Raw genomic sequence first — 22,266 nt, forward strand, 5'->3', positions numbered from 1 at the left:
GATCGAATGTGCAAGCGGCAAGAAGACCGTTAAAGATCTGAGCAGCTTAGCAGCAGCTTTATCGGTTGAGCCGGTGCGGCAGCTTTGCCGAATTAGCAAGGCCGCAACGGAACACACGGGCTCGATTGATGCTCTGCAGACGACTAAAGGTCGTTCCTCTCGAGCCAGGGTTTAGACGATCATCCTCAAGGATTCCAAATTTAGCTTTGCTTCAACTCCTTTACTGCAGCATTCCCTAAAATTGGCAAAATCGATTGTTTTGATGGCGACTATCCAGGACATGGATGGTGAGGCGCCATTCCTTGATCAGCATCAAGCGTCACCACACCCCTTTCGTTCATTCCGGCGGGTCTGTTGCTGGGTAATGGACGTTGCGGCCATTACATATGGTATGAAGGAACATCGTTGTGAGCCCGAACATGGATGCCAGCGGCGAACTACGAGCCCGCGTTCTGCCGAAACCGCGATGCCGTCACATCGCCCGCGGCAATCACCAACGGCATGCGCATCGTAGGATCGTACCAACTCTGCGTATGAATCTTGGCCGGAACAGATCCGGCTCCTGGAGGTTTTGCGACACTGGGTATCGCCTCCTGCACGTCCATCGTGCCTGATCTTCACCTAGCCTTCGTAAACTTGCGTTCCTTTCCAACATCGCTGCCGCAGAGCACCAGCAGGTTAGTCGCGTGCCAGCGCCACCGCAGGATCGAGCTTCGATGCATCGCGGGCGGGACTGAAGCCAAAGATGATGCCAATCAGGCTCGAGCAGATATCAGACGGTCTCACCTACCTCAAAGAACTCCGCGTAAGGACCGCCCGCGAAGTGGCGCCGCAACTCCTCGAAATTCTCTATGGTTTGGTCGAGGGGGCGCGCTTCCTGGCGCTTAAGGTTAGCAGTCCCAGTATGCTCAAACGCCGCAACCCCCAGGAAATCCCAAATCTTAGCCATGCACGCGGAGGGTTCGATAAGAAGGTTCTCGTACTCGACCACATGCAAGTCGGCCGACGCGAAGGAGCGCGCGAGCCGATTGTGGAATTCGTCGGCGGCCTTGAAATAAGCCTCGCAGCAGGGGATTGCTAGTTTCACGGAGGGAGTAGCGTCATTGTCAGAACTGAACTTCAGCCACTGGCGGGTTTGTCTCGCCTGTGTCAGCGAACGCAGCGATTCCAGTGTGTTCTTACGGACCATGAGGATAACCTTGAGGCCCGGCCAACGGGCAAGCTCAGCAAAAAAGCCCGGACGCTCGTGGAACTGGGGTTCGTTGATCTTGCAACCAACGCGTGTCACCTTCTTGTTGGTTTGGTTTGGATAGCGCAAGTAGGCGAGTTCGAGGAGTTCGTGATCGCTGCCTGCCAAGCGGCCCTTATCGGACCAGTTCGTATCGTAAGTATTGAGCAACTCACCGTTGCTCAGTACGTTCGGATGCTTGTTCAGCAATTCTTCCAGGTAGTGCGTGCCCGTCCTTGGCATCGCAAGGATCACAAATGCGCCAGGCGATGGCACGGGATGGGTCATAGCATGATCTCCAATGAATATTGCTGAGGGCACTTCGTCTGGGGCCTAGTGAATAGACCCCGCCAGTTCCATCAAACGGTCCAGCACTGCCTTAATGTGCTTTGAACTGGCTGCAGCGAGCATCCTAGGCCCATAGGTGTTTCGAAGAACGCGAGTTCCACATGATCGGCACGTTCAGTCTCCAAGAACAAATCTCATTTGGAAAGCGCCTGAGGCTGCCATCACACGATCCCGCCCAGAACAGTTTCAGCACCGGCTGCTTTGCCGGTCTGAGCCTCCAACCAGCCTAGGGGAGCTCGGTTGCAGGCATCCCGACCGGCCGCACCGTCGTGGATTGACGCTCGGTGTAACCTTGGGAACCAGGGCAACTGAACAGCCATGGATATAAGGCGAACTTTCGCGGCTGACATTTTTCTATGCAGGAATTCATAAGCCGCGTAAAATCGAACGTTTTTATGGCTCCCATCCACGCTACGGATAGATGAACACGTGCGCTTCAAAGGCCTTGATCTAAACCTTCTCGTCGCGCTCGACGCTCTCATGAATGAGCGCAACCTCACCGCTGCTGCGCGCAGCATCAATCTGAGCCAGCCCGCCATGAGCGCGGCCGTCGGCCGGTTGCGCGACTTTTTCCGTGATGAGCTATTTACGATGAGGGGCCGCGAACTTGTCCCAACACCCCGTGCAGAGGGGCTTGCTCCCGCCGTCCGCCAGGCGCTGCTACACGTCCATCTGTCCATCATTTCCTGGGACGAGTTCAACCCGCGTCAATCGGAGCGTTGCTTCAGGATAGGCATTTCCGATTACATGACGCTGGTATTTTTTCAAGCGGTCGTGGAGCGTGTCGCACGGGAAGCTCCCGCAGTCACCTTTGAGTTGCGTGCTCTCGACGAGCACCCCGATGACCTCCTCCGGCGCGGTGAGATAGATTTCTCAGTCCTTCCAGAAGTGTTCATGTCCAGCGCCCATCCCAGAGCAGCACTGTTTGAAGAGACGTTCGTGTGCGTAGGCTGCCCTAAGAACGAGGCGCTATCTCGTCCGCTTACATTCGAGCGATACATGTCGATGGGACACATTGCAGCCAAGTTCGGCCGTACGCGGCAGCCCTCCATCGAAGAATGGTTGTTGCTTGAGCATGGTGTCAAGAGACGTGTCGAGGTGGTCGTTCAGGGCTTTAGCATGATCCCTCCCATGCTACCGGGCACCAACCGGATTGCGACCTTACCGTTACGGCTGGTTAAGCACTTTGCAGAAGCAATACCCCTGCGGATCGTCGAACTTCCGGTGCCGCTTCCCGCATTCACCGAGGCCGTACAATGGCCCGCGCTTCACAACAACGACGTGGCAAGCATTTGGATGCGGGAAATGCTTTTGCAGGGATCCGACTTGGCTTGTTCGCACGACGCTGGAGCGCTTAAGAGCTCCTAGTTTCGAAGAACGCAAGCAACTCCGCGGATCAGGCAGGCCAAGGCGCGCTGTGGATGGAGGCGGAAGGCCGTACTCGAAGGCAGGTAGCGCGCTGCCATTCATGACGTCGATGGTTTTAATCCAAACAACAAATTTTACCAGATCGGCCGGGTGTTGCATGAACCGCGCCCTGAGTGAAGCAGCTGTGCCTGGCACCGCACCAGTGCTTCGAATGATGTAAGCGAGGGGTAGCGTCCATGAGCTCTGAAGTGCGGTGGAAAGTGTGTTGGGAGAGTGAGTTGGAACTCTCCGATCACAAAGAGCTCGCCGAGTTCTTCAGAACTATTTTTGCACGGACCGGGTCCTTCAACGCGAAGCCATTCGAAAGCTATCGCAGTTGGGCGGGTGCGAGGCCTGAGCTGCGCGCAATCGCCTACGATTCGCGCGGCGTAGCGGCTCATATGGGCGCTCTGCGCCGTTTCATACGGGTTGGCGACGAAGATCTGCTGGTGGCCGAGCTCGGATTATACGGTGTGCGCCATGATCTTGAAAGGCTTGGGATAAGCCATTCAATCAGGGTCATGTATCCGACGTTGCAGCAGCTTGGCGTGCCCTTTGCTTTCGGTACCGTCCGGCACGCGATGCGTAGCCACTTGGAAAGGTGGTGTCGGGGCGGTCTAGCGACCATGAAATCGGGCATGCGCGTGCGGTCGACCCTCCGGGATGTGTTTGCCGAGCTGCCGCCGACTCGCGTCGAGGACGCACTCGTGGTCGTTGTGCCAGTTGCGCGCCAGATTGATGAGTGGCCCTCGGGTACCTTGATTGACCGGAACGGCCCGGAGTTATGAAAGGACACCCATGCCCACTACAGGCAAACCAGATTTGAACCGGCGTCCTCAAACGCAGTGGCGCGGTGCTTCACTGATAGCGGGCCCGCGGTCCCCCATCGAACGCATGTCGAAGGACTGGAAGGGCCGCAATGCGCCATGCTTTGCCTGCCTGGCCGATGCCGGGCTGAACATCGAGGAAGTCGACTATTTCAACGCGCGCGGCACCTGCACAAAGACCAACGATCAAACCGGGACAGTCGCGATCAAGCGTCGCCTGCGCGACGACCATATGTGAAGGTGTAGTGTCGCCTAAGGCAACTATCGTGAGCCGGATCCCGATTGCGGTCTCTCAACGTACGCGCAAGGTGGCGCGCGAGAGCGAGAGCGAGTGGCGCTGAGCAACACTTTCGTTTTTGGCGGCACGAATGCCGTCGTTGTTCCAGGAGGGTGTAGGCATCCGACACCGGACCTTGGTAACGAAGCCGTCGCCGTAGGAGCGCCGCTAGCCGCACTCACCTCAGCCGGGGCGTGATCCAGGGTCGGCTGGAGCCTAGCTCAACCGTTCTGGTCACTTGGTAACGAGCCGGCAAGCCGAGCCGCAGCTTCGCTTATCGGCATGTCAATGACTGTGACTGCGCACGCTGCCAGGAAACGGCGTTCGTTTCTGGTCAGCTCAGACCCATCGATTAGCGCGAAATGTGGGCCGTCGGAGCGCTTCATGATCTGCCGGGCATAGGTGCGCAGCATCTGATCGTCGAACCGGCAGCCGAGGAAGAAAAAACCCCGATTGCTGCGCCGCTGCTTCACCTGATCAGGGATCGGCGTCTGGATGTCGATGTCTGTCAGCGCTTCGACATAGTCGGAATCTGAAATCAGGAAGTTCGCCGCCGGCCTGACACTGCCATGAGGCACATAGAGAACCGTCTCAACGGGAGGCACCGCGTCGAGTTCGTTTCCGGACAAATCATAGGCTTTGGTCCAAATGTCCCTGGTTTCGTTCGCCCGGGTGACGCCCTGTATCTCTACGACATCTCTTCGGCCGGTGGCGATCAGGGCTGCGCGCATGGTGCCATCATACCAACTGTCGACGATGAGCGAGAGCGGCAGTGTGGCGAGCCAGGCGTGGAGCGCCGTCGGCGCTGCCGGCGCGGCGAAGATCTCGGCCATCCAACCCTGGAGCGTCCGGCGATGCCGGCGCTGCTCGATGAACTGCGCGACAGACCACATATTGGTGCGGATCTTGGATGGAGCCGGCGCACGCTTGGTAAGGGCCGTGGCCACCGCCTCAGGACTATGCGGTACAACAGGCTTTGCGCAGCCGAGCTGGAGGAGACCCGGGCCCAGGTAAGGAACAATCGCATCGGCCGCGAGCGCTCCCTTGAGCAGGTCAAGCCGCGTGTCTGCATGGCTGTCCCGAGTGATTAAAAGATGGCGCGGGAAGGTGTTCATGCTCAGTCCTCTTGGGCTTCATGCCGTCATTCCGCCGTCCTAATCCCCGTCGGATATTTTCCTGGCCTCGACGGTGATTGGCAGGCGCGTATCTCGCGGCAGGTCGGGCAGGACGAAGCGCCAGCCGTTCCTGAGCATGACGGCCCCCCCCCATAAGCCTTCATTCTCAACCTGAATGATCGGCTCTTCGAGATCCTTCTTGGGAACATAGGCCGACAGGCCGGCGCCGGTCCGGCGGATCATCAACTTCATCCGGCTGCTCCCTTGCCAGGAGCAGACGTAATTTCCGCGCTACCAGCAGCCCCGGCATTCTCGAGGCTCACCATTTCGCGCGCCCGCATTCCCACGACCGTGCCACCGCCGATCCATTCGACCGCATAGATGTAGAACTGCTGGAGAAAGGTGCCGATGTCACGCACGTACCCTTCGTCACCCTTCAACACGAGGTTTTCCCCGATCTCCCTGCCGGGGTAGGTGCCGTCATTCTTGACGTGACGGGTTGCGCGGACCCGTTCGCCCGGCATGAATCGTGGAGGCTTGCGGATTTCGACCTCCTGTTCGCGCCCCAGGGTCATGGCTGTTGTTCCTTTTCGCGGTTGGAGGTTGGAATGAAGAACTCAAGGCGCCTCGCCAGCCGATCGGACGTCAGGCGGGAACGCAGGTCATCTCCACCGGACAGACCGAGGCGCATTGCTGTGTGTCGAAGGTGTCCTTGCATTCGGTGCACTTCTCCGCGTTGATAACGTAGGCCTCGCCTTTGAATTTGATCGCACCCGAAGGACATTCGAACTCGCAGGCACCGCATTGGGTGCATTGGGATGCGATGATCTTGAACGCCATTTGTCGTCAACTCCTGGTCAGCTGATTGAGAGATGTCAGGCCGTCGCGGCCAATGGTTTGGCCCCAGACTCGGCGGCGTAGACCGTGCTGATCGCGGTCTCGATATGCTCATAGCCATAGTCATCCATTGCCCGGATTCCGGCTGCCCTGAGCTGAGTCTTCGGGCTATCCCCGATCTTGGCGCACAGCACAACGTCTATTCCTTCGAGGGCCGCGATCACGCCTTTTAGGGTGGCATCTTCGCCCCAGCCACCCAGGCAATACTGCTCGACCGTCCGATGCCCGACCAAGCTGATCCCTTCCGGCGAGGCCTCATAGATCTGGAACTCTCTCGCGTGACCGAAGTGTGCGTTGACACGGCCGCCGCCCTTGCTCGCCACGGCGATAAGAAGCGACTTGCCCGAGTCCGCTCCTTTGACCAGTTCAGTCGCCTCGCTTTTAGCCGCCGCTCGATCGCCGCGCTCGCGCGCGACCACCTCCCGATAGGCCTCGCGCCTGCTTGCGTCATAGGTGACCTCGTCGGAGATCTGGTCGAGCGTGAACTCCTGGCCACGATCATCGCCCAGCAGGCCAACGGCATCGGCCCGGCACTGCCGGCAATGGCGCATCAATTTGGCACCGCCCTCCAGACGATCTTGAAGAGCCTTCAGCTCCATCGCCCTTGGGCCTCGTTGCCCGGTCAGCCCGTAATGGGTACCGTGCTCCCGGTTCGAAATCAGCGGCATGATGTTGTGCAGGAAGGCGCCGCGCTGCTTGACCCATTTGTTGACCTCGATCAGGTGCTCGTCGTTGACACCGGGGATCATCACTGAATTGACCTTGGTCAGGATGCCGCGCGCCGCCAGCATCTCCAGGCCCAACATCTGGCGCTCGTGCAGGATCCGGGCGGCTTCGACCCCGGTGTGGCGGCGATGCTTGTAAAAGATCCAGGGATAGATCCTTGCGCCGACTTCCGGGTCGACCATGTTGATGGTGATTGTCACGTGGTCGACATTCATGTCGCACAGCTCGGCGACATGGTCCGGCAACGCCAGCCCGTTGGTCGAGATGCAAAGCTTTAGGTCGGGGATTTCGTTGACGATGCGTTCGAACGTGGCCTTTGTCTTGTTCCAGTCGAAGCAGGCGTCGCCAGGTCCTGCGATGCCGATCACGGAAAGCTGCGGCACTACATTGGCGACCGCGATCACCTTGCGCACCGCCTGATCTGGTGTCAGCTTTTCCGAGACGACCCCAGGTCGGCTCTCGTTGGCACAGTCAAACTTGCGGTTGCAGTAATTGCACTGAATGTTGCACGCCGGGGCGACCGCCACGTGCATGCGCGCGAAATAATGGTGCGCCTCTTCTGAATAGCACGGATGGTCCTTTACCTTCTCCCAAATGGCCGGCTCCATATCGCCAGGCCTTGCGGACGAACCGCAGGTTGAAGACGCGCATCCAGCCGATTTCGCGGTGGTTTCGCTTTGAAGCGAAATCTTCGGTGCCGACATCGAATGGCTCTGCTCCTGGCTGACTTACACATCCAGGTGCAACAGCTATGCCAGCCCCCAATAGGGGACATTTACCCAAGATCTCGGGTTTTCGTCTCTGATTTGTCAGTTCGCTACGACCTGGATTTGTCCGGGTTCCGACATTGAAGGAGCGTATCGATCGACAGAGCACCTCTGGCCCGCACAGGGCGCAGGGCACTCCGAAACTTCACATCGTTAGACGTTAAGCTCGTCTAAAATTTTCTGACGTCGATACCATGGCGGCGTATAGCATAGCCGACCTGGCGCGGCGTGAGGCCCAGGATACGAGCCGCTTTTGCTTGGTTCCAGCCGGATTTTTCCAATGCGTCGAGCAGCCGGTCGCGTTCCGTCAGGCGCGGGCTGCCCATTCGGTGACCGTTGGGATCGTTCCGATCGGCCGGCAGCTGCGATCCATCTCGGTTCATGGTGCCACAAGCGAGATCGGCGACGCCATTGGGGCTCTGCGAACAGCAGGCTCCTTTCCAGATGAGCGAAGAAAGACACTGGCCATTCCTGCAGGCGAAATCCGACGGAACTATCGTCTCTGACCGGGCAAGTGTCGCCGTCCTTTGCACGCAGTTTTCCACCTCCCGCACATTGCCAGGGAAGTGGCATGCCGAGATCACATCAAGCCCCGCTGATGAGAAGGTGAGATCGCGATTGTTCTGCTTGTTGAAGCGATCGAGAAAGAATTCGGCAAGGAGTCGAATGTCTCCGGGGCGCTCCCTGAGCGGCGGCAACCTAATTGATATCACATTGATGCGGTAATAAAGGTCGGACCTGAACTCCCCATTCAGCACAGCCTTTTCAAGGTCCTTGTTGGTGGCGGATATAAGCCGGACATCGACCTTTAGCGTTTTCGTGCCGCCGACCCGCTCCAGTTCGCCTTCCTGCAAGACGCGCAGCAGTTTGGCTTGAAAGGTAGGCGAAATCTCGCCGATTTCATCAAGCAACAGGGTTCCGCCATGCGCCAATTCGAAACGGCCGGCGCGCTGTGAGACAGACCCAGTGAAGGCGCCCTTTTCGTGCCCAAACAGTTCCGATTCCAGGACGGTTTCAGAGAGCGCGGCGCAGTTCACCTTGACGAAGGGCTTGTTCTTCCGAGGTGAGAATTTATGGATTGCCTTTGCAAAGGCTTCCTTGCCGGTGCCGCTTTCCCCCCGCAGCAGCACGGGGGCATTCGTGCTTGCCACGACCGGGACCATTGCGAGCACCTGTCTGAGCGCGGGACTCTTCCCCACGATTCCGTCGATTTTGACGTGCGGATGCCGGTCACCATCCATCCTTCCATCGGCGGGCGATGGTTCCGGTTTCTCTTCGACATGCCGTTGCCCCCCCATGCTCGGGAGGCGATGGAGAAAGATGATTTGGCCGACGAGGATGGCGACCCTGCTTAGGAAGGCTACGTCCTCGTCAGTGCGGAAATTGGTCGAGCGGTCCCCGACGCGGTCGATCCACAATGTTCCAAGGGTTTCATCCTGAGCTTTGAGGGGAACACCGATAAAGCTCACCGGCAGAGTGTCGCTCCTCAAGCGCATCTGGGGAGCAGCCTGAAATAGTTCCGACTTGCTGATATCCTGTTCGACCAACGGCGTCCCCGTTGCGACGATTTGGTCTAATACGGCCCGCGGGATGCTGCCGCAAGTGGCTGATTGAGGTGGACGGACGCCGCCAGCAGTGACGGCAAACCCCGGCTCTCCGTCAGTCCCGGGGACAATGATTTCTCCATGACGCATTTGCACAAACGAGGAGAGCCGGGCCATGGCATTGGCAAGCTTGGTCTCCAGCCTGCCGGGGGCGGTCAGGACCTTCGATATCTCGTAGATTCCCTCGAGCGGGAGATGCGCTCCGCGCCCGCTTTCGTTGGTCTCCCCAGGCTCTGCATCATCGACTTCATCCCGCCGCGCATCCATGGAAGTGCCTCCGAATTTGTCTAGGATGCACTCGCCAAGCACACCTTAAAACTGAAGTTTCTAGAGATATCCCGAGCAATCATTACGACATGCGGGTCGACTTGGCGCTTGCGGGTTGGCGCAAACAATCGGCGGGGCGGCGTATCTAGATCCTTGAAGCTTGCCGGCCAGCACAGCCGATCATGGCGCAGACCCTCGTGGTCGCTGAAATGTCATAGCCGATAGCGAATATGCGCTGGCCCACCAGCATCTCCAATGCGGCATTGTGGACGTCCGCGAGCGTCGGGCGAAGCAATGAGACGGCCGGTCGCTCGGTCCGCCAGACCCAGCAGAAGTGCGTCAGCATCCGAACGTCGTTCCACCGTCAAAACCGGCATCGGCGTGCTTTACAGCAGGTTCAAACTCAAACTGATCCAATATCATTGTGGCGTCATCGGGGGCGCTCCTCGATTGCTAAGCTGCTTTCGCAAAACAACTTTCCCCGATTCGGAACCCCGATGCACTTCAACAAAGCGAGAGGTGCGCTGCAACGCATACATGCGACAGGTTCCGTTGGCTCACTCTGCTGCTGCATGCCCCAGCTATCCGAACTTAAAGAGGACACCGAAACCGCCGCGCGGATAGTTCCACGTGATCTCCCCACTTTCCTCGCACAACACTCGGCATGTGCCACACTCCATACACCCGTCGGCCGCGATCTCAACTTGGCCCGTGGCGTTCAGCTCATAGCATTTGGCAGGGCAGATACGTGTCAAGGCAAGCAGGTTCGCGCTCGGGCTTTGGTGAGGTCGCACCTTGATATGCGGACGCCCTGCATCGATCAGATAACGGTTTTGATATAGCTTGTCCTCGACGCGGACGGGCGGCACTGTGATCGTCATTTTTTGCTCTCTCTCAGCGCCAGGCCAATGCCAAGCGAAGCGCGTCGCTGACCAGCCCCCAGCGCGAACGCCCCTTTATGAATGCAGCAGTGGTCGCTTTTTCCTTATCGATCTTCGGGGTGCCATCGACCCGCACGAGGTTCTGCGCGGCCAGAGAAATCAGCTGCGGGTATCTCATGAAGAAATTGTGCGAGTTGGTGTGCAGCAGTGCCGGCATGTCCTTATGCTTTCGCAAGTCCTTGAGGACGAACGAATCGTCCAGCATGGTTTTGTAAAGGACGAGGTTCCGCTTGGTCATCGGGGCGTTCCGGCACTTGACCTGTACGATTGCTTCGCCTGCGATACGGCCGGACGTCATGGCGAGGTTCGAACCCTCACGGTGAACCGCGTTGTTCAACTGCGCTGCATCTCCGACCGCGACCCAACCATCACCGAAGAGCTGCGGGATCGCCTTATAACCACCTTCCGGTATAAGATGGGCGGCATATTCCTTCAACTCCGAGCCCGCTATCAGCGCTCGTACCGAAGGGTGGTTCTTGAATCCCTCGAGCAGGGCGTAAGGGCTCTCCATGGTGGCCGCGAAATCCGAAACGAGGCAACCGATACCAAGGGAGATCGATTCCCTGTTCGTGTAAAGAAATGCTAGCCCGGTCATGCTGCGGGAGATGGTGCCCGCCGCCTCGATCACGCAGCCTTCATTGCCCTTGAGGCCGAAGCGCTGCTCGATCACTTCTTCGGGCAGGAAATGCATTTCCTTGACGGCCAGCGCCACGGTTTCTGGCCGCGGCGTTTCGCGCAGGCCCGACCGCGTGCCAAGCAGTCCATTAACGCCTTCTGCGAGTACGACCACGTCGGCCAAGATCCTTTCGCCGGCTCTGTCGGTGCGAACGCCTATGACCTTGTCCGTGATGTCGTATACGAGCTCAGTCGCTGTCGTCTCGCACAGGAGGGTCGCGCCGGCCTCGCGCACCTTGCGCGAAAACCACTTGTCGAACTGGGCGCGGATGATTGTGTAACGGTTTGGCTTTGCCTCGTTGAAGTCGTCGGACCGATAGTGAATGCCGGCATGGGATGTATTGTCCATCATCCAGAAGCGCTGCTCGATCAGATGCCGCTCAAGAGGCGCGTCATCGCGAAAATCCGGGATGATCTTCTCTAACATGTTCGCATACATGATGGCGCCCTGGACATTCTTAGAGCCCGGATACTCGCCGCGCTCCAGTTGCAGCACCTTCAAGCCGCCGCTTGCCATCGTGAAAGCAGCTGCGTTGCCGGCCATGCCGGCGCCAATGACGATAGCATCGAACTTTTCCTCAACCATAGCCGTCTTCCTTAGCTCGCAAGCTTGTCGCGATTGTGCGGCGACAGCCGCCGGGTGAAGGCTTCCGTCAACGCCGGCAGGAAGCGGATCGCATCGGTGGCGATACCGATATGGGCGAAATCGAAAATCGGCGCGTTCGCATCGGTATTGATGGCCACGATCAGATCGGCGCCTTCAATGCCCACCCGGTGCTGGATGGCGCCGGAAATTCCGGCCGCGATGTAGAGCTTCGGCCTGATGGTCTTGCCGGTCTGGCCGATCTGCCGTTCAGCCGGCATCCAGCCCTTCTGGACCAGCGGACGCGAACAGCCATATTCGGCGCCGAGCGCCCGCGCCAGCTTCGTCACAACCTGCAGGTTCTCCGCCCCGCCCAGCCCAAGGCCTCCCGCGACAACGACATCGGCATAGGCGAGATTTGCCTTTACCGACTGCGTATCAGGCAGGAAGCCAAGGACCTTGGTGACGATCTCGTCCTCAAGCATCGACAGCTTGTGTTGGACGACCTTGCCGACCGGCTTATCCATACGCGGCGGCATCGCCATGACTCTCGGTCGCACTGTCGCCATCTGCGGCCGGCAGTTGAGCGTATAGATGGTGCATAGCAACGATCCCCCGAAGGTCGGCCGGGTCGCGGCAAGGGAGCCGTCAGGATCCACGTCAAGTTGGGTGCAGTCGGCCGTGAGCCCCGTTAGCAAGGTCGTTGCCACGGAGCCGGCAAGGTCCCGGCCGCGCATGGTGGCACCCAGAAGCAGGATCTCGGGTTTGTATTGATTGACCAGGTCAGTCATTGCCCTGGTAAAGGGCTCGTTGCGGTAGTCGGCGAGCAGCGGCGTCTCCACGATATAGACAAGGTCGGCACCATAGGCGAAGGCCTGGGCAACGGCATACCAAGAGGCCTCTCCCGGCGGTCCGAGCACGACTCCCGCAAGCTGCACGCCAAGCTTGTCGGCCAGCTTGCGACCTTCGCCGAGCAGTTCGAAAGAAACCGGATGGACTTCGCCGCGCTCCAGCTCAATGAAAACCCAGACGTGCCGATACGCCTGGAAATGTTCGGGCAGATCCTTCTTCATGCCGGCACGACCCCCGGCGGCAGGCGGGGTTTCTCGGTTCACGCTAGACATCCTACGCTCCTTGCCCTGAACCACCCTCGAAGGCCAGTTCGTGTTCCAGCGCCGGCTGGCGCGCGAAAATTGCGGCAATCAGCTCGTCAGCGAGATCACGCAGCGCCTTGTCTGCGGTGTCGATTTGCACCGCCTTTTCCGCCCGGCTGGACGGGGCGAACACACGCTTCACGACAGTTGGCGAGCCGCGAAGACCGCATTTGCCGAGATCCTCGATGCCAGCCTCGCCCGCACTCCACTTCACGATCTGGCTGCGGGCGGCGCGCAGGGCATCGTGCAGCGAGCCGCGACGGATCACGTTGACACCCTCCAGCATCGTAATGAGGCAAGGAAGCTTGCTCTTCAGCATCTGCATGCCGCCTTCCGCGCGGCGCTCGACCTTGATCTCGCGCGCATCGAGATCAAGGGAGGCGATCCTCGCGACGTAGGTGAGTTGCAGGAAATCGAGGCGCTTGGCGATGCCAGGCCCGACCTGGGCCGTGTCGCCGTCGATTGTCTGCTTGCCGGTGAAGACGATGTCTGGCGGGCCGAACGTCTCACCGATCTTGCCGATTGCCTGAGCGAGCGCAAAGGAGGTCGCCAGGGTGTCGGAGCCGGCAAAAAAACGATCGGTCAGGAGCACCGCGCGGTCGGCGCCGTAGGTGAGCGCCTTGCGCAGCGCGTCCTCTGCCATAGGGGGCCCCATCGTGAGCACGGTGACCTCGCCGCCGTCGATGTCGCGTAGTGTGAGTGCTGCTTCAAGGGCGAACAGATCGTATGGGTTGATGATGGTAGGCACACCCTGGCGCATGATCGTGTTGGTCACCGGGTGGACGCGTATCTGCGCGGAGTCCGGGACCTGCTTGATACAGACGACGATATGCATGCGGTCTCTCTGGCTCCTGTCGCGGCGCGGCTTGGCGCTTCATCTGCTTGCAAGCACCATTCGTGCCAACCGTTGAGCATCGCGCCATACCTTTGAGCCGCGGTACTCTGCTTCTGAGGTGTGTCCGAGAGAGGCGGGTTTGCCGGCTTTGCGACATTGTCGTGTCGCATCCGTGTCGCGTTTACTCCTTTCCGAACGGCTTCAGGATGGAATCGAACGGGACGAAGGTGCGGCCCGGCGTGGCGGGGCGATTTGGATCGTGGTCTTTGAGCACCTTGAAGACACGGTGCCTGAGCGGCGAGGACGTCGCGAAGTCCTCATAGGCGCGTTCCAGTGTCGCGCGCGCCCGCGCCGCGATCACCAGGTCCGTGAGACCGGAGAGGTCCTCTTCGGCGAGATATTGGCCCATGCGCTTCATGATGTGGAGCCGCGAGACATCGAGCACCTTCGGATCATAGGAGACGCCAAGGGCCGCGAAGAACTCCTCCGCAGCGGACAAGCCTTTCAGCCGCGTGAGAATGTCGGTGAGGTCGATGATTGGCCTTTGGGTGGAACAGTGGCTCATTGTAAACTCCCTGGTGATGATGGTCTCGGGGTCGGCTTCCTTCTCGACCAAGATCCGCATTCAAATCCCATCGCCGTATCCGGTGCAGGCCGGGAAGGGGTCACGCAGCTTCGCCACCAGTGCGGGCACGACCTCGAGCACCCGGTCGATATCCATCCCGCTGTTGTCGCGCGACAGGGAGAAGCGGATTGCCCCTTGTGCCGCGCTGCTGGCCACGTTCATTGCTTCCAGAACATGGCTGAGCTCCTGCGAGCCGCAACCGCAGGCAGAGCCAGAGGAACAGGCGATACCCTCGCGATCGAGAAGGAGCAGCAGGCCATCGGCCTCGACGTTCTCGAAGGCGATGTTGGTCGTATTCGAGAGCCGATCCAGCGGATCGCCGGTCACGAAAGCGTCTGGAATGCGCTGGATAAGTCCGCATTCCAACCGATCGCGGAGAGACTTTATGAGCTTGCTGTCCTCATCCATGAATTTCATGGCAAGTTCGGCTGCCTTGCCAAGCCCGACGATGCCTGGGGTATTTTCCGTGCCGGCGCGCCGGTTGCGCTCCTGGTGCCCGCCCTTGATCAGCGAACGGAAGTGCACGCCGCGCTTTACATAAAGCGCACCGATCCCTTTGGGGCCGTGCAGCTTGTGACCTGAGAGCGACAGCATGTCGATTGCTGTGGATTTCAGGTGGATCGGGAGCTTACCGACCGCCTGCACCGCGTCCGTATGGAACAGGGCACCGACTTCCTTGGCCGATTCAGCAAGCTCGGCGGCAGGGAAAATCGTGCCGGTCTCGTTGTTTGCCCACATGATCGAGACGATTGCCACGTTTGTGGTCAGCGCCGCCTCATAGGCGTCGAGGTCGAGCCGGCCACGGCCATCCACCGGGATCTTGTGCACCTTGAGGCCGCACGTCTTCTCAAGATGCTCGCACAGCGTCAGCACGGACGGATGCTCGACTGCGGAGGTCACGATCTCTGTGCGCTGAGGCATCACCCCCAGCGCCGAAAGGATCGCCGCATTGTTGCTTTCCGTTCCGCCCGATGTGAAGGCGATCTCATCGTCGAATTCCGCTCCGATCAACGCTTGCACCTGCTGGCGCGCCTTTTTCATGGCTACGCTCACGGCAGCGCCATATCCGTGCTTTGACGAAGGATTGCCGAACTGATCCATAAACAGCGGCCGCATGGCTTCATAGACTGCGGGATCCACTCGCGTGGTTGCGTTGTTATCGAGATAGACCGGCCTCATGAAGCTCTCCTTAGCTGACCAAAACACAGACTTTGGGCAGACCCAACCGTCGACGAGTCTCTTCTCTCAGGCCCTCAGCCGAAGGACTTCCCACAAGCGCATTTTTCCCCGGCGTTCGGGTTATCGAAGACGAAACCAGAGGATTCGAAGCCGGTGACGAAATCGACGGTCATACCCGCGACATGGATTTGCGAGCTTACATCCACGAACACCCTGACGCCGCCCGTCTCGATGACCGCATCGCCCTCACGCGCGAGGCTTTCCAAGCCCATGAGATACTTCAGTCCCGCGCAGCCGCCCCCCTCCACTTTAATGCGCAGGCCTTCCGCCGGCTGCTCGGCTTGGGAAAGCGCGGTCCTTACCGCGGCGACAGCATTTTCGGTGAGCGTGATCATGGGACGCCTTCTACTCGAGTGCGCGATGCGTTCGCCGATCGCGACGCATGTGCCGTGCCAGGGAGAAAATTGTTTTCTGAACAACGCGATGTTTTTAGCGCCGGCACATCGCAGGTCGCAAATCGTTGGACATCGCACAACACGCAGCCGGTGGGATGGAGTGGGTAGAGCTTTTCCCGCGCATCCGCTCTTCCCTAGATATGCTGGGCACCAAACACCCACTGTCGGCTTTGTCGAGCCCACAACATACCGGTGTCCCGCCAGCTTCTCTTCAATCCATTGAATAATCTGGAAAGCTGTTCTGTGAGGCTCTTCGAGGCAGTTGGCATAAGTTTTGAACCTCCTTCGTTGCGAGGCGGCAAGAAAGCGACCGCCATTCATGTCACCCGTGACATCGCAGCGAAGGAAGGACAGCATAATGGCAGGTCTGCCTCAGATCCCCATTCAATGGGTCTCGTGGTATTTACATTGGCCACCTCCCAAAACACGTTCCCCGCCATTGTCGACCTTCGGCAGATCTTGACGGTCAGCTGTGACCCATCGCCGATTCCATCGGCACACCTCCGCTTCTGCTTCGACCTTTCGGAAGCGCGCAGAGACCGGTAGCAACTGATTGACGATGAGATCGCAGCCATGAAGTTCGATGCCGGCAAGGCGACTACAATGGAGTCAGCTGGCTTTCGCGTCGCGAGCTGCGGGACCTCCTGCCCCGCAGTCTCCTTCCCCTATCACTACCAGCGGCCTTCGCCGCCGAAAAACTGATCGACCCCGACTCCATCGGGATGCGATCGCACCGGCTGGCGACCCATTGGGACTCCGGCTGGCAAAGATCATCCGACGCAGTGCCGTCTCAATGACCCCCTCTCGAAGGACTCGCGTCTTTCGATCACCGAGCTTAGCCGTTCACCTGCTCGTCGCGCTGAAATCCAACGGTCGGGAACATAGCAAAAATGGAATGCGAACCTTGGGCAACACTCCTCCAGCAAGTGCTTGCTCCGGTAGACCGCCCAACGTGCTCGCCAGTGCTGAGGCAAACAGATCTGGAACCTACGACCGTGAACAGTCATGCCGATGGCGCAGCAAACAATCCGAGGAATCCGTTCGCACATGTCGAGGCGGCGGGCTGGGGCCAGGGCCTGAGGACGCTCACGCGTATTACCTACATGAATTTGCGTCACCGGTGGCAGGTTGCTATCGCAATTGGGTCGACGTTCATCGCCGCAGCCCTCCAACTGCTCATTCCTAAACTGCTCGGTCAGGCCGTTGACCAGGTCCGGATGGGTGAGGGCATCTCCGGCGGTACCGTCGAACAAGCGCTTTGGACATCGGCTCTCCTGCTGCTCGCCGTCAGTGTGCTGCGCGGCCTATTCACATTGGCGCAGAACTACTTTGCCGAATCGGTCGGGCATCACTTCGCCTATGAGCTGCGGCTCGCCTGCTATGACAAGATCCAGCGCCTCAGCTTCTCCTTTCATGACCAGGGGCATTCAGCCGATCTGATCACCATCTGCATGCTCGATATCGAAGGTGTGTGCTGGTATTTCTCCACAGCGCTGGTCCGCGCTGTCCTGCTGGCCATGTTAATCGGCATTGGCGCCTACATGCTGCTCTCCACCAATCTGGAGCTCGGTGTTGTGGCGCTGAGCTTTGTGCCCTTCGTCGCATGGCGCTCATCGCGGACCCAGCTCAAGCTGCGCGCCACCTGGGACGAACTGCAAGGGCGGCTCTCCGTTCTGGGCCGCGTCATGGAGGAAAATCTCTGCGGCATCCGCGTTGTCCGCGCTTTTGCCGCACAAGCCTATGAGATGCTGAAGTTCGAGCGTGTCTCCCAGAATGCGCTCGCACTTGCCCAGGAACGCGCCGACATCTACGCGCGCGACACTTCGGCGATGACCTTCTCCTTCTTTTTTGCCATGGGGCTGGTCCTCTGGATTGGCGGCAGCAAGGTCATCGCCGGTGAGATCAGTGTCGGAACTCTCACGACCTTCCTGACATTCATGACCGTCCTGCAAATGCCGGTCCGCCAAATCGGGTTGATGATCAACGCTTTCGCTCGCGCTTCGACATGCGGTTCACGTCTGTTCGGCTTCCTTGACCTGGACATCACGATTAAGGACGCACCCCACGCTCGTCCGCTCGAGATCAGCGAGGGCACTGTGCGCTTTGACAATGTCTCGTTCGCTTATCCTGGCGCTGAAAACCGCCAGATCCTGCGGAATATCAGTTTCCAGGCCCGTAAAGGTGAGACTGTCGCTATCGTCGGCCCACCCGGCTCGGGAAAGTCGACAATCGCTCACCTGATCCCGCGTTTTTACGATGTCACCGGCGGCACCATCACGCTTGATGGGCAAGACATCCGCAACGTCACTCTTTCCTCGCTTCGCAGGGCGGTCGCGGTCGTGCAGCAAGATCCGTTCTTGTTCACCACAACGGTCGAGAACAACGTCGCTTATGGAGACCCCTGGGCCAACGAACCGCGGATCGAGCGCGCAAGCGAATCCGCCCAGCTGCACAACTACATCCTGGGTCTACCCGCTGGCTACAAGACGGTCGTGGGCGAACGTGGCGTTTCCCTCTCGGGCGGCCAGCGCCAGCGTCTCACAATTGCCCGCGCGATGATGCTGCGCCCATCAGTCATTGTTTTTGACGACTCGACCGCGGCGATCGACGCCGCTACCGAACAGCGCATTCGCTCGGCCATGCGCCGTTTCGCCAAAGACCGCGTGACGATCATCATTGCCCACCGGCTGAGTTCCGTCATGCACGCCGATCAAATCCTTTTCGTTGAAAATGGCGAGATCGTCGAACGCGGCACTCATGAAGAGCTTCTGGTGAAGGCAAGGCGCTATGAGGCTCTTCACAATCTTCAGACGCGCCCACGCGATGATGACGGCGCGAACTGATGTCCCAGATCCCCGACCCTGAAAGCGAACGCAAAGGTGTCCGCGACGGTACGCGTCCGCCGCGGGCTGTCGTCGGCTCGCATCGGATCGAAGACGAGGTGTTCGGACGGGCTTTTGACAAGAACATTGTCCGGCGGATCTGGGCATTCGTCGAGCCTTACCGGACCAAGGCTGTTATCGCGGTTGTCGCAGTCCTGATCTGCGCCGGCGTGCAGCTTCTCATCCCGTTGATCATCCGCTACGCGGTCGAGCACGCCATCACTCCGGGAAGCCGCGATGGCTCGGCGCTGCTTGCGGCTGCTGGCGCCTTTTTTCTCGCGATTCTGGTCAATCGCGTTGCCAGCTACATGCAACAGAGCGTGATCGGCAAAATGGTCGAGGTTGTGCTCTTCGACATTCGCCGCGCCATGTTCGGCCATCTGCAGAAGGTATCCCTTTCCTTTATGGACCAGACCGAGGTCGGACGTCTGATGTCGCGACTCCAGGGCGATGTCAGTTCAATCCAGGAATTTCTCGAGACCTCAGTGCTTTCGGTGGGCGATATCGCCCTTCTTTTCGGCATCATCTTCGTCATGCTGTGGCTGGACTTATCGTTGGGGCTCCTTACGCTTTCGGTCTTGCCAGTCCTCTTCATCGTCCGCATGTTCTGGCTGCCGAGCGCCCGCAATGCCTTCATGGCCGCGACCGAGACCAATTCGGCCACCAATGGCGCGCTGGCCGAGGCCATTCATGGCGTGCGGGCCGTCCAATCCATGGATCGGCAGCAGGTCAACTTCCTCCTCTATGACGACAAGGCCCATGCCAATCTCAAGACGCAACTGACAGCTGCCAAATACGCCCAGGTCATGGTGCCGATTGTCGATACCCTCACGGGCCTTGCCATGGCCGGCATCGTGCTGGGCGGTTCAAAGGTCCTGAACGACCGCATCGATGTGGGCGTGACGATAGCATTCTTGTTTTATATCCAGCGCTTCTTCGACCCGATCCGTTCGCTCACCCTGCAGTATTCTGTCATGCAACGCGCAATGGCCTCGGGCAAACGACTGACAGAGGTGCTCGATCTGGACATCGAGATTCATGACAGGCCAGACGCCAAGGCGCTTTCGCCGCAGATGGACGGTTCGATCGAATTCAGGAATGTCACTTTCGGCTACGATCCCAAACATCCGGTGCTGAAAAACATTTCCTTGAAGGTCAGCCCCGGCGAGACGGTCGCCCTGGTTGGCCCAACCGGTTCGGGTAAATCGAGCGCCATCGCACTCGTTCACCGCTTCTATGATGTCCAGCGCGGCCAGGTGCTGGTCGGCGGATATGATGTGCGCGATCTGACCCAGGAATCGCTCGGACGGCAGGTCGCCATGGTCCTGCAGGAGCCGTTCCTCTTCACGGGGACGATTTTCGACAACATCCGCTATCACAGGACGGACGTGAGGCGCGACCGGGTTATCGAAGCCGCCAAAGCCGTCGGCGCCCATGACTTCATTGTGAGCCTGGCCGGCGGCTACGACGCCCCTTTAGGCGAGCGCGGCGGCAATCTCTCGCTCGGCCAGCGCCAGCTCATCAGTTTCGCTCGCGCTCTCGTGGCCGATGCCAAGATCCTGGTCCTCGACGAGGCGACCGCCAACATCGACAGCTACACGGAAATGCTAATCCAGAAAGCTCTGACAAAGCTTCTGGAAGGCCGCACCGGCTTGGTGATTGCCCATCGTCTTGCCACGATCCGCAATGCCGACCGCATCATCGTGCTGCAGAACGGAGAAGTGATTGAAACCGGCAACCACGATCAGCTGATGGCCATGGGCGGGTTGTACTTCAAACTCTACAATCTCAATTATGCCTCCTTCGACGACCTTGCCGAGGAGCAACTCGATATCACCGCGCAAAGGGGGGGCCAGACTTGATGCCGTGGCAGCTGTGAACGCGATTGCCATGACGGGTTCAGCACCCGGCGGAGCGGCCGCACCCCAGCGGGGCGCGACCTGGGCCGGACAAAGGCCACAGCCACCTCTCACACCAATCAAGAACGCCCTCGACTTGACTCATGAAGCTTCCGCCGCGGGGACGAGCGGGCAGATTGGATTGCCATCAAGGCCAGCCACGCTTCTCCCGGCGCCGTTGCACGGAGGAGGGGATGTTCATTGCCTCCCGGTATTTCATGACGGTGCGGCGAGCGAGGTCGATGCCGTTTTCTCTCAGCCGCACAGCAATCTCCTCATCGGAAAGCACGGCATCTTCTGCGGCGATCATCGCCTTGATCTGATGGCGAACGGCTTCGGCGGAGTGGGCGTCGCCGCCTTCGCAAGAGCCGATCGCCACGGTGAAAAAATACTTCAGTTCGAACACGCCACGCGGTGTGGATATGTATTTGTTCGACGTCACCCGGCTGACAGTCGACTCATGCATGTTGATAGCATCAGCGACGGTTCTGAGATTGAGGGGCCGCAGATGCGTCACGCCATGTCTCAAAAAGGCGTCCTGCTGGTGCACAATCTCGGCGGCCACCTTGATGATTGTCTTGGCGCGCTGGTCGAGGCTGCGGACAAGCCAATTCGCGTTCTCCATGCATTCGTTCAGGAATGCCTGATCCTTTGGGTTTTGAGCGGTGAGCCGCGAGACTTCGACGAAATAGCTTTCGTTGATTAGCACCTTGGGGAGCGTGTTAGGGTCAAGTTCGACATTCCATCCACCTTCGCGCGACGGCTGCACCCAGACCTCAGGTTGTATTGATTCCGGTCCTCCTGATTGGAATCGGTGGCCAGGCTTGGGATCGAGCGCACGCAGTTCGTGCAGCATGTCTAGAAGGTCCTCTTCATCGACGCCGCAAAGCTGCTGCAATGCCTTGAAGTCACGATCAGCAACCATCTGGAGATTGGCTACCAAAGTTGCCATCGCTGGGTCGAATCGGTCTTGCTGACGCAACTGTATTTCAAGGCACTCGCGGACAGTTCGCCCAAATAGCCCCGGTGGGTCAAAAAGCTGCAAGGCTGCCAGAACCCTTTCCACGACAGACAGGGGAACATTCAGGATTCCGGCCAGCTCCAAAAGGTCCACCGGAAGATACCCGGTGTCGACCAGATGATTGGCAAGCGCGCCGGCAATCATCCGCTCCTGTGAGTTGAACGCGGTGAGGGCTATCTGGCGAGCGACATGTTCGTGCAGTGTTTCGGGATTGGCGACAAACGCCTCCGGGTTAACGTCTTCCCCTGACCCAGAGGCGGGTGTGTCGCGCGTTGACTTCTCTTCCCTGAGCCGCTCAGAAGGCTCGGCTCCGTTTTCGCGTTCGCCCCTGGGCGGATCCTCGCCCAAAACCGACGAGAAATCATCATCAGCCTCACTGTCGTTTGTAGTCAGCTCCAAAAGGGGGTTCTTCTCGACTTCCTGCTCTACGAACTGGCGCAGTTCCGTATGCGCCAACTGCAGTAAGCGAATCGACTCGATGAGTTGAGGTGTCAGAACCAGAGATTGCTTCTGGCTCAGAAGCAGGCTTGCTGAGGACTTCATGATTATCTGGCC

Annotated in this window: 20 protein-coding genes; 5 read left to right on the forward strand and 15 right to left on the reverse strand. The window is 59.2% G+C overall.

Annotated elements, in window-relative coordinates; translation table 11 throughout:
* Positions 1–772 precede the first annotated feature (772 nt).
* Positions 773–1,516, reverse strand: a complete 744-nt coding sequence (locus tag M653_RS0119630) for a sulfotransferase (protein ID WP_027144860.1) — start codon at positions 1,514–1,516, stop codon at positions 773–775.
* 489 nt (positions 1,517–2,005) lie between these two features.
* On the opposite strand from M653_RS0119630, the gene M653_RS01000000133080 reads away from it, so the two are divergent.
* From M653_RS01000000133080 to M653_RS1000000137795, 3 genes are all read left to right on the forward strand, one after another.
* Positions 2,006–2,944 (forward strand): LysR family transcriptional regulator, encoded by a 939-nt coding sequence (locus M653_RS01000000133080; protein ID WP_032935642.1) that lies wholly within the window; start codon positions 2,006–2,008, stop codon positions 2,942–2,944.
* Positions 2,945–3,180: 236 nt separating this feature from the next.
* Entirely contained in the window at positions 3,181–3,771 is a 591-nt protein-coding gene (locus tag M653_RS0119640; protein ID WP_027144861.1) for a NodA family N-acyltransferase, read from the forward strand.
* 106 nt (positions 3,772–3,877) lie between these two features.
* Positions 3,878–4,048, forward strand: coding sequence for a hypothetical protein (locus M653_RS1000000137795; RefSeq protein ID WP_245262231.1), 171 nt, complete (start codon positions 3,878–3,880; stop codon positions 4,046–4,048).
* 260 nt (positions 4,049–4,308) lie between these two features.
* On the opposite strand, the gene M653_RS0119650 is transcribed toward M653_RS1000000137795, so the two are convergent.
* The 13 genes from M653_RS0119650 to M653_RS0119715 all read right to left on the reverse strand — a co-directional run bounded on the left by M653_RS0119650 (position 4,309) and on the right by M653_RS0119715 (position 15,850).
* Entirely contained in the window at positions 4,309–5,202 is an 894-nt protein-coding gene (locus tag M653_RS0119650) for an SIR2 family protein (RefSeq protein WP_027144862.1), read from the reverse strand.
* Between the two features lie 39 nt (positions 5,203–5,241).
* Entirely contained in the window at positions 5,242–5,454 is a 213-nt protein-coding gene (nifT, locus tag M653_RS0119655) for a putative nitrogen fixation protein NifT (RefSeq protein ID WP_027144863.1), read from the reverse strand.
* Positions 5,451–5,777, reverse strand: a complete 327-nt coding sequence (locus tag M653_RS0119660; protein WP_027144864.1) for a nitrogen fixation protein NifZ — start codon at positions 5,775–5,777, stop codon at positions 5,451–5,453. Before M653_RS0119660 ends, nifT begins: the two co-directional genes overlap by 4 nt.
* 70 nt (positions 5,778–5,847) lie before the next feature.
* Entirely contained in the window at positions 5,848–6,042 is a 195-nt protein-coding gene (locus M653_RS0119665) for a 4Fe-4S binding protein (RefSeq protein WP_027144865.1), read from the reverse strand.
* 35 nt (positions 6,043–6,077) lie between these two features.
* Entirely contained in the window at positions 6,078–7,529 is a 1,452-nt protein-coding gene (nifB, locus tag M653_RS0119670) for a nitrogenase cofactor biosynthesis protein NifB (RefSeq protein WP_027144866.1), read from the reverse strand.
* A gap of 233 nt (positions 7,530–7,762) precedes the next feature.
* Positions 7,763–9,463 carry a nif-specific transcriptional activator NifA gene (gene nifA, locus M653_RS0119675; protein WP_084636774.1) on the reverse strand — a complete coding sequence of 567 codons (1,701 nt, stop codon included), beginning with the start codon at positions 9,461–9,463 and terminating at the stop codon, positions 7,763–7,765.
* A 581-nt stretch (positions 9,464–10,044) separates the two neighbouring features.
* Entirely contained in the window at positions 10,045–10,344 is a 300-nt protein-coding gene (locus M653_RS0119685; protein ID WP_027144869.1) for a ferredoxin family protein, read from the reverse strand.
* A 13-nt stretch (positions 10,345–10,357) separates the two neighbouring features.
* On the reverse strand, positions 10,358–11,665 hold the full coding sequence (locus M653_RS0119690) for an FAD-dependent oxidoreductase (RefSeq protein WP_027144870.1): 1,308 nt from the start codon (positions 11,663–11,665) through the stop codon (positions 10,358–10,360).
* An 11-nt stretch (positions 11,666–11,676) separates the two neighbouring features.
* Positions 11,677–12,786, reverse strand: a complete 1,110-nt coding sequence (locus M653_RS0119695) for an electron transfer flavoprotein subunit alpha/FixB family protein (RefSeq protein ID WP_027144871.1) — start codon at positions 12,784–12,786, stop codon at positions 11,677–11,679.
* Between the two features lies 1 nt (position 12,787).
* Positions 12,788–13,651, reverse strand: a complete 864-nt coding sequence (locus tag M653_RS0119700; RefSeq protein WP_027144872.1) for an electron transfer flavoprotein subunit beta/FixA family protein — start codon at positions 13,649–13,651, stop codon at positions 12,788–12,790.
* Between the two features lie 181 nt (positions 13,652–13,832).
* The gene (gene nifW / locus M653_RS0119705) at positions 13,833–14,216 is read right to left on the reverse strand and encodes a nitrogenase stabilizing/protective protein NifW (protein WP_027144873.1); all 384 of its coding nucleotides are present in this window, start codon (positions 14,214–14,216) and stop codon (positions 13,833–13,835) included.
* Between the two features lie 60 nt (positions 14,217–14,276).
* Positions 14,277–15,455: a cysteine desulfurase NifS gene (gene nifS, locus M653_RS0119710; RefSeq protein WP_027144874.1), complete on the reverse strand. Its 1,179-nt coding sequence runs from the start codon at positions 15,453–15,455 to the stop codon at positions 14,277–14,279.
* A 74-nt stretch (positions 15,456–15,529) separates the two neighbouring features.
* On the reverse strand, positions 15,530–15,850 hold the full coding sequence (locus M653_RS0119715; protein WP_027144875.1) for an iron-sulfur cluster assembly accessory protein: 321 nt from the start codon (positions 15,848–15,850) through the stop codon (positions 15,530–15,532).
* 1,163 nt (positions 15,851–17,013) lie between these two features.
* On the opposite strand from M653_RS0119715, the gene M653_RS0119720 reads away from it, so the two are divergent.
* Both M653_RS0119720 and M653_RS0119725 read left to right on the forward strand, forming a co-directional pair.
* On the forward strand, positions 17,014–18,753 hold the full coding sequence (locus M653_RS0119720) for an ABC transporter ATP-binding protein (RefSeq protein ID WP_245262234.1): 1,740 nt from the start codon (positions 17,014–17,016) through the stop codon (positions 18,751–18,753).
* The gene (locus M653_RS0119725) at positions 18,753–20,654 is read left to right on the forward strand and encodes an ABC transporter ATP-binding protein (protein WP_027144877.1); all 1,902 of its coding nucleotides are present in this window, start codon (positions 18,753–18,755) and stop codon (positions 20,652–20,654) included. Before M653_RS0119720 ends, M653_RS0119725 begins: the two co-directional genes overlap by 1 nt.
* A gap of 184 nt (positions 20,655–20,838) precedes the next feature.
* Here the strand turns inward: M653_RS0119725 and rpoN are convergent, their stop codons facing one another.
* Complete coding sequence (gene rpoN / locus M653_RS0119730) at positions 20,839–22,254, reverse strand: RNA polymerase factor sigma-54 (RefSeq protein WP_027144878.1); 1,416 nt, start codon at positions 22,252–22,254, stop codon at positions 20,839–20,841.
* Between the last annotated feature and the right edge of the window lie 12 nt (positions 22,255–22,266).

The organism is Mesorhizobium sp. WSM3626 (assembly GCF_000513935.1).
GTDB lineage: Bacteria > Pseudomonadota > Alphaproteobacteria > Rhizobiales > Rhizobiaceae > Mesorhizobium > Mesorhizobium salmacidum.

What these genes read in the sequence shown, in the direction of transcription:
- M653_RS0119630 (WP_027144860.1), bottom strand. Translation starts at nt 1,516, where the DNA reads ATGACCCATCCCGTGCCATCGCCTGGCGCATTTGTGATCCTTGCGATG.
- M653_RS0119640 (WP_027144861.1), top strand. Translation starts at nt 3,181, where the DNA reads ATGAGCTCTGAAGTGCGGTGGAAAGTGTGTTGGGAGAGTGAGTTGGAA.
- M653_RS1000000137795 (WP_245262231.1), top strand. Translation starts at nt 3,878, where the DNA reads ATGTCGAAGGACTGGAAGGGCCGCAATGCGCCATGCTTTGCCTGCCTG.
- M653_RS0119650 (WP_027144862.1), bottom strand. Translation starts at nt 5,202, where the DNA reads ATGAACACCTTCCCGCGCCATCTTTTAATCACTCGGGACAGCCATGCA.
- nifT (WP_027144863.1), bottom strand. Translation starts at nt 5,454, where the DNA reads ATGAAGTTGATGATCCGCCGGACCGGCGCCGGCCTGTCGGCCTATGTT.
- M653_RS0119660 (WP_027144864.1), bottom strand. Translation starts at nt 5,777, where the DNA reads ATGACCCTGGGGCGCGAACAGGAGGTCGAAATCCGCAAGCCTCCACGA.
- M653_RS0119665 (WP_027144865.1), bottom strand. Translation starts at nt 6,042, where the DNA reads ATGGCGTTCAAGATCATCGCATCCCAATGCACCCAATGCGGTGCCTGC.
- nifB (WP_027144866.1), bottom strand. Translation starts at nt 7,529, where the DNA reads ATGTCGGCACCGAAGATTTCGCTTCAAAGCGAAACCACCGCGAAATCG.
- nifA (WP_084636774.1), bottom strand. Translation starts at nt 9,463, where the DNA reads ATGGATGCGCGGCGGGATGAAGTCGATGATGCAGAGCCTGGGGAGACC.
- M653_RS0119685 (WP_027144869.1), bottom strand. Translation starts at nt 10,344, where the DNA reads ATGACGATCACAGTGCCGCCCGTCCGCGTCGAGGACAAGCTATATCAA.
- M653_RS0119690 (WP_027144870.1), bottom strand. Translation starts at nt 11,665, where the DNA reads ATGGTTGAGGAAAAGTTCGATGCTATCGTCATTGGCGCCGGCATGGCC.
- M653_RS0119695 (WP_027144871.1), bottom strand. Translation starts at nt 12,786, where the DNA reads ATGTCTAGCGTGAACCGAGAAACCCCGCCTGCCGCCGGGGGTCGTGCC.
- M653_RS0119700 (WP_027144872.1), bottom strand. Translation starts at nt 13,651, where the DNA reads ATGCATATCGTCGTCTGTATCAAGCAGGTCCCGGACTCCGCGCAGATA.
- nifW (WP_027144873.1), bottom strand. Translation starts at nt 14,216, where the DNA reads ATGAGCCACTGTTCCACCCAAAGGCCAATCATCGACCTCACCGACATT.
- nifS (WP_027144874.1), bottom strand. Translation starts at nt 15,455, where the DNA reads ATGAGGCCGGTCTATCTCGATAACAACGCAACCACGCGAGTGGATCCC.
- M653_RS0119715 (WP_027144875.1), bottom strand. Translation starts at nt 15,850, where the DNA reads ATGATCACGCTCACCGAAAATGCTGTCGCCGCGGTAAGGACCGCGCTT.
- M653_RS0119720 (WP_245262234.1), top strand. Translation starts at nt 17,014, where the DNA reads ATGAATTTGCGTCACCGGTGGCAGGTTGCTATCGCAATTGGGTCGACG.
- M653_RS0119725 (WP_027144877.1), top strand. Translation starts at nt 18,753, where the DNA reads ATGTCCCAGATCCCCGACCCTGAAAGCGAACGCAAAGGTGTCCGCGAC.
- rpoN (WP_027144878.1), bottom strand. Translation starts at nt 22,254, where the DNA reads ATGAAGTCCTCAGCAAGCCTGCTTCTGAGCCAGAAGCAATCTCTGGTT.